This window comes from Cupriavidus phytohabitans (assembly GCF_000426345.1).
Classification (GTDB): domain Bacteria; phylum Pseudomonadota; class Gammaproteobacteria; order Burkholderiales; family Burkholderiaceae; genus Cupriavidus.
The window spans coordinates 1-10,756 of record NZ_AUFE01000113.1; the positions used below are offsets into that span (position 1 = coordinate 1).

At 66.0% G+C, this 10,756-nt stretch carries 9 protein-coding genes and 2 pseudogenes; 2 read left to right on the forward strand and 9 right to left on the reverse strand.

The features are described from left to right. A pseudogene (locus K309_RS43435) lies at positions 1–220 on the reverse strand (hypothetical protein); the annotation flags it as partial. 26 nt (positions 221–246) lie between these two features. Then, complete coding sequence (locus K309_RS42180) at positions 247–531, reverse strand: porin (protein ID WP_029050125.1); 285 nt, start codon at positions 529–531, stop codon at positions 247–249. Between the two features lie 492 nt (positions 532–1,023). On the opposite strand from K309_RS42180, the gene K309_RS0132215 reads away from it, so the two are divergent. Together K309_RS0132215 and K309_RS43440 are read left to right on the forward strand one after the other, a co-directional pair. Beyond that, complete coding sequence (locus tag K309_RS0132215; protein WP_029050126.1) at positions 1,024–1,794, forward strand: enoyl-CoA hydratase-related protein; 771 nt, start codon at positions 1,024–1,026, stop codon at positions 1,792–1,794. Between the two features lie 12 nt (positions 1,795–1,806). Continuing rightward, a pseudogene (locus tag K309_RS43440) lies at positions 1,807–1,965 on the forward strand (DNA/RNA non-specific endonuclease); the annotation flags it as partial. 646 nt (positions 1,966–2,611) lie between these two features. On the opposite strand, the gene K309_RS0132220 reads toward K309_RS43440, so the two are convergent. From K309_RS0132220 to K309_RS0132250, 7 genes are all read right to left on the reverse strand, one after another. Then, on the reverse strand, positions 2,612–3,049 hold the full coding sequence (locus K309_RS0132220) for a flagellar protein FlhE (protein ID WP_029050127.1): 438 nt from the start codon (positions 3,047–3,049) through the stop codon (positions 2,612–2,614). Next, positions 3,049–3,765 carry an RNA polymerase sigma factor FliA gene (locus K309_RS0132225; RefSeq protein ID WP_029050128.1) on the reverse strand — a complete coding sequence of 239 codons (717 nt, stop codon included), beginning with the start codon at positions 3,763–3,765 and terminating at the stop codon, positions 3,049–3,051. Before K309_RS0132225 ends, K309_RS0132220 begins: the two co-directional genes overlap by 1 nt. Before the next feature lie 102 nt (positions 3,766–3,867). Beyond that, complete coding sequence (locus K309_RS0132230) at positions 3,868–4,662, reverse strand: MinD/ParA family ATP-binding protein (protein WP_035878726.1); 795 nt, start codon at positions 4,660–4,662, stop codon at positions 3,868–3,870. Between the two features lie 11 nt (positions 4,663–4,673). After that, the gene (flhF, locus tag K309_RS0132235) at positions 4,674–7,031 is read right to left on the reverse strand and encodes a flagellar biosynthesis GTPase FlhF (RefSeq protein ID WP_029050130.1); all 2,358 of its coding nucleotides are present in this window, start codon (positions 7,029–7,031) and stop codon (positions 4,674–4,676) included. A gap of 46 nt (positions 7,032–7,077) precedes the next feature. Next, the gene (gene flhA / locus K309_RS0132240) at positions 7,078–9,159 is read right to left on the reverse strand and encodes a flagellar biosynthesis protein FlhA (protein WP_029050131.1); all 2,082 of its coding nucleotides are present in this window, start codon (positions 9,157–9,159) and stop codon (positions 7,078–7,080) included. Continuing rightward, positions 9,156–10,298 (reverse strand): flagellar biosynthesis protein FlhB, encoded by a 1,143-nt coding sequence (flhB, locus tag K309_RS0132245; protein WP_029050132.1) that lies wholly within the window; start codon positions 10,296–10,298, stop codon positions 9,156–9,158. The genes flhA and flhB overlap by 4 nt, the downstream gene beginning before the upstream one ends. 152 nt (positions 10,299–10,450) lie before the next feature. After that, positions 10,451–10,756: IS4 family transposase (locus tag K309_RS0132250; protein ID WP_304413090.1), on the reverse strand; the 306-nt coding region annotated here is incomplete at its 5' end.

A 10,756-nucleotide genomic window follows, 5' to 3' on the forward strand; every position in this document is an offset into this window, starting at 1 on the left:
TGCCGAGCATGAATGCGATCAGTGTCGGCAGAGTGAGCTTGCGCTGACGGGTGAAAGCGGCGGGACGTTCGGGATGGCGAGCAAGATCGTGAAAGACCTTGGTGTGCAAATATTCGGTAAGCGAAGCGAACAAATCGGACAGGGGCATGAGAGCCAAGCGAAGATCGAAGAACGATCCTCTATGGGCCGCCGCCCGGCTGGCGCTAAACAGCCAGCGCAAGCAGGGCGGCGGCCCCTCGAACCTCGTCATCTGTCAAGGGTTCGCGGGGGGAATTGCGATTTTATTGGCGGCTTAACTTGGATGGATTGGTCCTCCGCCCCCCTCATCCCAAAGCGCGGTAACTGCTGAGGCCCGTTCTGAAGAATCACGGCACTTTTGCCACCCTGATTGTTGGCGTATGTTACTCCTGTGGATATCAATCCATACAGGGTCACTGAGCTCTGGGCGTGTGCGCTCACAGCCAATCCCGCCATGCCAAGCCCAATCGCGGTGGCCACATTCGCCGCCAGCGCTCTCCTCTTCATCGCCATACTTGTCTCCTATCCCTGTTTAGGTTCTTTGCCCAGGTAGTCATCAATGCCGCGTCCTGCGAATGGCATTGACGACCTACCGGCTGTGAGAGGGACTCTAAGCGGCGAAGCGAAGCTATCACAGTGAGGAAGCCGTAAAGCAGGTATGCATGCGCAGCATATGCGACGCCAGGCGGTCAGACGCGTGCTCCAGAGTTCTGCTTGGTCTCCCTTCCGCATACCCCCCGGGGAGCCGGCTAATTAGTGCGGCAATTGGCGAGCTAAGGAAGATATGTTGCTGGTGACAAATCAGATATGTCGGCACGGGCATGACCGAGGTTAGATGCATATCTGCTTTGCCGAACGGTTCATATGAAAATTCGCCGCATTTGCGTAGATTCCGCCTACTTTGATAGCGAGGACACCCGATGCATCGACAGGAAATGGGCATTTACATTCACCAAGTGCCACGCAAGTCTAGTGGCTCTCTTTGGCTGCCCTCCGAGAATTACTATGGCTGAGTTCGTCAGTACCGAGGTCCAAGAACACGTTGGCGTAATCGTCGTGAATAGGTCTGAGCGCCGCAACGCGCTGAGCCTTCAGGTGAAGGCCGAAATCGTCGATGCCGTCCGAACTCTAGAGGTAGACGAGCGTGTGAGAGTTCTTGTGATTTACGGCAGCGGAGGATGCTTTGCGGCAGGAACCGATATCGCAGAAATGGCGGAAATGCGTCCCACAGACCATCTACGCCAAGCAACTGAGGAAGTCTTCCAGGTGGTACGTCACAGCCGCAAACCTGTTATCGCGGCGGTAGAAGGCTATGCACTGGGCGGCGGGTGCGAGTTGGCACTAGCTTGCGACTTGATTGTTGCTGCAGCGGATGCTCGATTTGGACAGCCGGAAATCAGGGTCGGCATTATGCCTGGTGCAGGTGGTACTCAGCGGCTACTTCGCACAGCGGGTCGTTACAAGGCAGCACTCTGGACGCTCACCGGTGACATGATTGAGGCAACCGAGGCCTATGCTGCCAACTTGGTCAGTCTGCTAGTGCCCAGCGGCGAAGCGTTGAGCAGAGCAATAGATATCGGTACCCGAATAGCGTCCATGCCTCCACTAGCGGTACAGGCTATTCGAGAAGCATTGCGTTTGGGCGCCGACGTATCCCTCGAAACCGCGCTCGCACTGGAAAGGCGTCTGTTTGAGCGATTGTTCGACAGCGAGGACCAAAAAGAGGGAATGAAAGCATTCCTCTCCAAACGTCAACCGCTTTATCGAGGGCGGTAAGAACCGGACTCTTTCCTTTTCAAACTCGGATACGACTCGACGACCCATCGAGATTGGACAGATTGGATTGAAAACTCAGATTTCGTACGCGCTGGACTTCCAATCAGTTATCGCGAACTTGTGAAGCGAACCGGCGTCGAGTTCCTCCCAGGCATCCCGCTAATGGAATAACGTTCGGCCCAGCATGCCGCCGTCTCTTCGTACGCTGCAGCGCCCGCGCTGCAAGGAGTCACTCGACTGCACCGCCATCCTCGCTGGGCATTTGCTTCAGGAGGTAGATGAAGAATGGGTCGAGTAGATGCCTGTGCCCGACGCATCATCGGTCCCGAGCCAAGGAGGACATCCCTTCCTCACTCCGATGCCCTTTATCTGACGTCAGAGTATCCACGTGTAGCCAAGGACCAGCTGTCAACTTGGGATTTCGTAAGCCGATTTCCCCCGGTCGCCGCATTCAGAGTTCCCTTATCGCTGTTTATCGGTGCCTAGGGTAGGTGTGCGGGTCGGCCCTGGCCGCGCGTAATGTGAACGCATTCACGTCATGCACTGGGGCCGCGCTGAGGGAAGCCGCGAGAACAAGTTCGCTACAGGGCTTGGGCCAACGACGCTGATTGAGGAATAGCATCATGGGTAACAGCCATCTGGCTTCAAAGTGCCATCTCCGAGGAGACAGCCCCGGCGAGCCCCCAGTGCCTGGAGCAAACGGCATCCTCGCGCGCATCCCTGGGCAGTATGTTTCGGCCAAGATACGGACAGGTCCGGGCGGAACCGGGCGCATCAAATGGCTACCAGATGCCGAGCCGCAAGGCACAACAAAACCCTACCGAAACCCAACAACCACCTCATTACTCCGCCCCTGCAAAACCGGCACCAGGCTCCCCTGCCCCGGCACCCGAAACGCAAACACAAAGCCCTTGGTAGCATCATCCCCGGAGAACGCTGACGTCTGCCCCTCAGCCTGGGGCAGCATCACGCACCGCTGCGCATTGCAGAGATAGGCCTGCAGTTCCACAGGCGGCGTCTGAGCGAAGCGATAGCGCCACCGCACCGTGGTAATCACCCCTTCAGCCTGCGGCAACACCCCCACCGGCTGAATAGGCGCCGATACGGCCCGCTGCCCCCGCCCATGCAACGCCGGCCCATTGACCGACCCGGTCCACGCATGCCGCGTACCGCCTTCGATCGCCGCCCAGGCACAAGCCGAGGCAGCCAGCAGCACGACCCCTGCGCCGCGCGCGAGCAGGCCGCCAACTGCCATCACAACAACCCACGCATCTGATTCCGCAACCGCGTAATCGCCTGCCCCCGGATCTGGCACACCCGTGACTCGGTCACATCCAGCACCGCCCCGATCTCCCGCAGGTTCAGCTCCTGGTCATAGCACAGCGACAGCACCAGCTTCTCGCGCTCGGGCAGCCGGTCGATGGCGCGGATCAGCGCCTGGCGCATGCCGCTTTCCATCAGCACGGTCAGCGGATTGCCGTCGTCGCTGCCGCCAAGATGGCGGTCGAGGAAATCCTCTTCGCCGGAGCGCTCGAAATCCTCGTAGTGCAGCAGCTGGCAGCCATAGACTTCGTTGAGCAGGACCTGGTATTCATCCAGCGGCATTTCCATCGCCTCGGCCACCTCGGAATCGATCGGCGTGCGTCCGAGCTTCTGCTCGAGCGAGCGCTGGGTGCGTTCGATGCGCCGCGTGAACTGGCGCAGGCTGCGCGACTGCCAGTCGTTGGCGCGCACCTCGTCGAGCATGGCGCCGCGGATGCGCTGGCTGGCGTAGGTCTCGAAGCGCGCGCCGTGGGTGTCTTCATAGCGCTTGGCGGCATCGAGCAGGCCGATCATGCCGGCCTGGATCAGGTCGTCGATCTGCACGCTGGCAGGCAGCTTGGCGGCCAGCTGCAGGGCGATGCGACGCACCAGCTGTGCGTGCGCCTTGACCACATCGGCCTGGTCGAGCTTTCCCTGGATCGTGTACATGGTGCAATTCTCGTGAATGCTGGATTGCTGGACGGACGCGCCACGCGGCGCACCGGCTGGCTCAGGGTCTGGTTCGTCGGTAAGGCATGGTTCGCGCGGCGCTCATGCCGGCACCGGCGTCGCGGCGGAGGCTGGCGCCTCGGTGCGCAGCGGCCAGCCGCCGATGCTGCCGGCGGTGCGGCGCAGCGCGCTGGTCGCGGGTGCGGCCGGGAAAGCCTCGACCACGCAGCGGCCAAGCTGCACCCCGCGCGCCACCAGCGGATCGGCCGGCAGCCAGCCGGCGCACAGCACTTCCACGCCCAGGTACTGGCTGGCGGTGCGCGCGAGGTTGCGCAGGATCGCCTGCACGGCGGCTTCGGCGGCGGCCATGTTGACCACCAGGTGGAAGCGGCGCCAGGCGTACAGGTGGTGCAGGCGCTTGACGCAGGCATACGCGGCGGTGATCGACGCCAGTTCCGGGCGCATCACGATCACCACGTTGTGCGCGCTGCCGGCAAAGGGCGACAGCGCGCCTTCGGCATCGGCAGTGGCATCGACCAGCACGCTGCGGAAGGCCGACAGCGCCGCGGCGGGCACCTCAAGCCCTGCGCGCTGGCGGCCGGCCGGCAGCACCGATACCGCGCCGCCGGTGCCGGCGCCCGCCGCGGCTTCCAGGGGCAGGCGTCCTTCCTGCACGTCGGCGAGCGTGCCGGCCGGGGTTGCGCCGGCAAGCCGGGTTGCGCGCGCCGTGGCCGGGTCTTCGTCGAGCAGCAGCACGCGCTCGCCCTGCATCGCCAGCGCGTGCGACAAACCCAACGCCACCGTGGTGGCGCCGGCACCGCGTTCGCTGGCCACCACGGCAATGCGGCGCGTGGCGCGCGGGGCCAGCATGCGCCGCAGGCTCTCTGCCTGGTCCATGGCAAGGGTGCTCACTGCAGGGCTCCCATGGTATCGACTCCCATCGCATCGACCACCTCCACGGCAGCGGCAGGTGCCGCCGCCGTGCGGCCGGGATAGTTCTCCAATACGTCGAGCAGCGCCAGCATGCGGCCCATGCCTTCATTGAGCACGGTGCCCGGCACCGCCGCGCCGGCACGCACGGTGCGGCCGGCCAGCCGTGCCAGGAACGCCGGCGCGGTCGCGGTTGGCGCGTGTTCGAGGCGCAGCACCGACATGCCAAGCTGCAGCGCCGCGAGTGTGGCACTGGCGGCGTGGCCGGCTTCGGCGTCCTGCGCGAAGTGGTCGGCGGCATGGCGCAGCGTGCGCAGGCGCGTTTCGGCCGTGTCCGACCATGGCGTCCAGTGCGCCACCTGCGCCGCGTCCGGCGCCAGCACCGGGTCGCACAACGAATAGCGGGTATCGAGCAGCTCGCCGCTGGCGCGATCGACCAGGCGCACCACCACCAGGCAGGCATCGATCCCGCCTTCCGGGGCGCCCTTGCCACGCGCGGGGCTGTCGGGCACGCGCACGTCGGCGGTGGCGAGCCAGCGCACGGCGTCGCGCTCGCGCACGACGGCGTCGCCGACGGCGTGGAAGGTCAGCGTATCGGCGAGCGCATCGAGCTTCCAGGCGGCGCCTGCGCTGATCACGCGCACGGTCTTGCGCGCGCCCGCGATCCAGCGTTCTCCGGCCTGCTGCCAGCGCGCCAGCGTGGCGGCGGACGGCATCGCGTCGACCAGGTTGACCACCTTGCGCGCGGCGCTCATGGCCGCGCGCAGGTTGGCGGCCTCGGCATCGGCTTCGCCCAGCGGCTGGCCGGCGCGGCCGGCGGCGGTGACGGTGGCGGCCAGCGGCGTGCCGCTGCGGTCGCCCAGCCACAGCGTGTGCTGCAGCGGCTGCGGCGCGCGGCGGCCGGGCACGCTGACCGGCAGCGTGGCCGCCAGCGCCAGCACGTACTGGTCGCAGGCACGGTTGACGTCGCGGCAGACCGCTTCGCGCACCTGCTGCGCCATCGCGCGCAGCGCGGTATCGCCCGCGGTGCGCTGCTGCCACAGCGAGCGCGCCAGGTCGAAGCCGAGGCCGGCGTGGTTGAGCTCCGCGACACATTGGCCCAGCGCGTCGGCGCTGTCGGTCAGCGAGCGCAGCACGTCTTCGGCACCGCCCTTCCCACCGTTCCCGGCCGGCTCGTCCGCGACCGCCTGGCGGCGGCGCGCGACGTCGGCATCGGCGAAGACCGAGCCGCGGCGCGGCGTCAGGAAGGCGCGTTCGACCAGCGCGGCGCTGCTGGCCAGCTCCAGGTGCTCGGGCACGCGCTGCCCGGTGGAGGCGTAGAACACCGGCAGGCGGTGGCGGATCACCACGTCGAGCACGGAGCCCAGGTGCGTGGCCTCATCCAGCTTGCTGATGATGCAGCCGTCGATGCCGCCGCCATCGGGCGCGGCATCGTGGCGGTAGGCATGCACGACTTCATTGAGCGTGTCGCCGTGGCTGGCGCCATTGAGCAGCAGCACGCGCTGCACCGGCGCGGGCACGCCGGCCAGCATGGCGATCTGCTCCGACAGGCTGCGGTCGCGCTGGCTCATGCCGACGGTGTCGATGATGACCAGGTGCTTGTCCTTCATCGCCGCCAGCGCGAAGCGCAGGTCGGCGGCGTCCTTCACCGCATGCACCGGCACCCCGAGGATGTCGCCGTAGATGCGCAGCTGTTCATGCGCACCGATACGGAAGCTGTCGGTGGTCAGCAGCGCCAGCTTGTCGGCGCCGTGGCGCAGCACGAAGCGCGCCGCCAGCTTGGCGGTGGTGGTGGTCTTGCCCACGCCGGTGGGCCCGATCAGCGCCAGCACGCCGCCCTGCGCAAACAGGTGGTCTTCGTCGCCCAGCACCGGCACCTTGCTGGCCAGTTCCTTGCGGATCCACGTCATCGCGGCCGGACGGTCGTAGCCCAGCGGCAGGCGTGCCAGCAGCGTGCGCGCGAGCTGGCCGGAGAAGCCGGCGCCCACCAGCCATTCGAACAGCGATTCGCGCAGCGGATCGCCGGCGGCAACGCCGTGGCCTGCAGCGGTGGGCGCATTGCCGATGCCGGCAAGCTGGCGTTCCAGCATCGCGCGCATCGACTGCAGCTCGCCGCGCAGGTCGCCGATGGCTGCAGGCTCGGCCGCCGGCGCGGGCGGCACGTAGGCCTGTGCGCTGGCCGATACGCTGCCCAGATCGGCATCTCGCATCGCAACGATCTCGACACCGCCCTCCACGGTACGGTTGGACAGCACCACGGCATCGGGGCCCATGGCTTCGCGCACCTGGCGCATGGCCTCACGGCCGTTGGCGGCGACAAATTTGGCTACGCTCATCGTTGGCTCTGTCGTTGGCTTTGTCGTTGGCTTTGTCGTTGGCACCTCACGCGCCGATCATGGCGGTGATGCGGATATTGCGGTTGTCAGGCACTTCGGCGTGCGACAGCACCCTCAGCTGCGGCAGCGTGCGGCGCAGGAAGCGCGCCATCAGCGGGCGCAGCTGCGACGGCACCAGCAGCACCGGGTCCAGCCCCATCTGCTCCTGGCGCGTGACCGCGCCCTGGGTCTGCTGCAGCAGCGCATCGGCCAGCCCCGGCTCGATGCCGCCGCCGTTGGTCAGCGCGTGCGACAGCACCCGCTCCAGCCCGGCGTCGAGGCCGATCACCTGCAGGTCGGCGTTGTTGGGGAACAGCTGCTGCGTGATGGCGCGGCCCATCGCCACGCGGACCATCGCGGTCAGTTCGTTGGGGTCGCTGAGCTTGGGCGCATGCTCGGCCACCACGTCGAGGATGGTGCGCATGTCGCGGATCGCCACGCCTTCGTCGAGCAGGTTCTGCAGGATCTTCTGCAACGCCGTCAGCGAGATGGTCTTGGGCACCAGGTCTTCGGTCAGCTTGGGCGCATCCCTGGCGATGCGGTCCAGCAGCGCCTGCACTTCCTGGCGGCCGAGCAGTTCGGCCGCATGCATGTGGATCAGGTGGTTCAGGTGCGTGGCGACCACGGTGCTGGCATCGACCACGGTGTAGCCGTAGGACTGCGCCTGCTCCTTGATGCCGGCGTCGATCCACACCGCCGGCAGGCCGAAGGCGGGATCGCGCGTCGCCGCGCCCGGCAGCGTGCCGCTGACCTGGCCCGGGTTGATCGCCATCCACTGCCCCGGCATGGCTTCGCCGCGGCCGATCTCGACGCCCTTGAGCGTGATGCGGTAGGCATTGGGCTTGAGCTCCAGGTTGTCGCGGATATGCACGACCGGCACCAGGAAGCCGATTTCCTGCGCCACCTTCTTGCGGATGCTCTTGATGCGGCCGAGCAGTTCGCCGTCCTGCGCGCGGTCGACCAGCGTGATCAGGCGATAGCCCACTTCCATGCCGAGCGGGTCGACCAGCGCGACGTCGTCCCAGCTGGCTTCGGTCGATTCCTGCGCCACCGCGGGCGTGCGTTCCTCGCGCTGCTTCACCTGCTGCTGCGTCGCCGCCTTGCGCGACAGGTAGCGGCCCATCCAGACCAGCGCGCCGGACAGCAGCAGGAAGGCGAAATGCGGCATGCCCGGGATGATGCCCATCAGGCCCATGATGCCGGCGGTCAGGTACAGCACGCGCGGGTTGGAGAAGAGCTGCCCGGTCAGCTGTTCGCCGACGTCCTGCTCATTGGCCACGCGCGACACGATCACGCCGGCCGCGGTGGAGATCACCAGCGCCGGGATCTGCGCGACCAGGCCGTCGCCGATGGTCAGCAGCGTGTAGTTGTGCACGGCGGTGCCGAAGTCGAGGTCGTGCTGCACCATGCCCACCACCATCCCGGCGGCGACGTTGATGAACATGATGATCAGGCCGGCCACGGCGTCGCCGCGCACGAACTTGCTGGCACCGTCCATGGCGCCGTAGAAGTCCGATTCCTGCGCCACTTCGGCGCGGCGCTTCTTGGCCGCCGCTTCGTCGATCAGGCCGGCGTTGAGGTCGGCATCGATCGACATCTGCTTGCCGGGCATCGAGTCCAGCATGAAGCGCGCGCCCACCTCGGCGATACGGCCAGCGCCCTTGGTGATGACCATGAAGTTGATCACCACCAGGATCGCGAACACCACGATACCAACCGCGAAGTTGCCGCCCACCAGGAAGTGCCCGAACGCTTCGACCACCTTGCCGGCGGCGTCGGGGCCGGTATGGCCTTCGAGCAGCACCACCCGGGTGGAAGCGACGTTCAGCGACAGGCGCAGCAGCGTGGTAAACAGCAGCACCGCGGGGAACGCGGCGAAGTCCAGCGGCTTCTGCGTGTACATGCTGACCAGCAGCACCATGATCGCCAGCGCGATATTGAAGGTAAACAGCAAGTCCAGCACGAAGGCCGGCAGCGGCAGGATCATCATCCCCAGGATCATGATGATCAGCAGCGGACCGGTGAAGGCCTTCATCTGGCCGGCAGAGCGCAGGCCGGGCAGGTTCATTAGCGAGCTCAGAGCGTTCATGCGTGGCTTTCCGGTACGGCGAGTTCATCAGGCACCAGCAGGTCCGACGGCGCTCGCGGCTGCGGGCCCTGCGAGTAGTGCCAGTGCTTCAGTTGGTAGACCCAGGCCAGCACTTCGGCCACGGCGGTATAGAGTCCTGCGGGAATCTCGTGGCCCAGCTCCACGTGGCGGTGCAGCGCGCGCGCCAGCGGCGGCGCCGACATCAGGGGCACGCGGTGCTCGGCCGCCAGCGCGCGGATGCGCGCGGCGACTTCGCCGGTGCCCTTGGCCACCACGCGCGGCGCGCTCATGCGGCCTTCCTCATAACGCAGTGCCACGGCGAAGTGCGTGGGGTTGGTCACCACCACGTCAGCCCTGGGCACCTCGGTCATCATGCGGCGGCGCGCCATGGCGCGCTGCTGCTGGCGGATGCGGTTCTTGATATGCGGGTCGCCCTCGCTCTCCTTGAATTCCTGCTTGACCTCTTCCTTGGTCATGCGCAGCTTCTTGAAGAACTCCCAGTACTGCCAGGGCACGTCGATGGCCGCCACCACCAGCAGCGACAGCGACACCACCAGGCAGCAGTACAGCACCAGGTCGACCATGTGCAGCAGCGCTTCCTGCACCGGCGCGTTCATCAGCGCGATGGCTTCCGGCAGGCGCTGCCACAGCACCCAGGCCCCGACCGCGCCCACCAGCAGCGACTTGGCCACGGCCTTGAGGAGCTCGACCAGCGAGTGCGCGGAGAACATGCGGCCCAGCCCGGCGATCGGCGACATGCGCGAGAACTGCGGCGCGAACGCCTTGGCCGAGAACACCCAGCCGCCCAGCATCAGCGGCGCGGCCAGCGCGGCAACGCCAAACAGCAGCAGCAGCGGCAGGAAGGCGAGCAGGCTGTCCCATACCATCAGGGCGAAGCGCGACAGCATGCGCGAGGTATCGAAGGCGGTTTCCCGCTCGAAGCGCAGCGCGCCCTGCATGACCTGGTTGAGGCTGCGACCCATGTGGCCCCCCAGCGTCCACAGCCCGACGACGCCGGCGATCAGCATGATGAACGTGGCCAGCTCGCGCGAACGCACCACCTGCCCCTCCTCGCGCGCCTTTTCCAGGCGCCGGGGTGAGGCGGGTTCGGTTTTCTCGAGATCGCTTTCTTCGGACATCCACGCTCCGTGCGAAGCGGCAAGCCGCTATTCGTCAGGACGGATTATCGAAGCGTGGGGGGTTTCCCATTCATGGGAAAAGGCGGGGGATTTGGGTGTTGTTTGGGAAATGGGGGGCGATTGGGGGTTAACGGCATTTCCTTATACGGAAGTCATGACTCTTCCCGCAGTGCCTGAATGGTGAGCGCGGCGTCCATGGTTCGCTGCATGCCGATCCAGATCGTCTTGGCACCGGGCTCTCCATCGCTCTTGCGCCCAAGGAACCCACCCAGGGAAGCAACCAACCGAATCATCTGATTGAGTGTGACCGGTGTCTTCGGGCGTGCCTTCTTGGCGAGCACGTATGCTCCCCGAATTTCGTCGGCGTCAAAGAACAGGGACGCATCCAGTTCCGGGCAAGTTCTGCCCAATCGCATCAAGCGGGCAATGCGCCAAGCTACCACCATATACAACGCCAA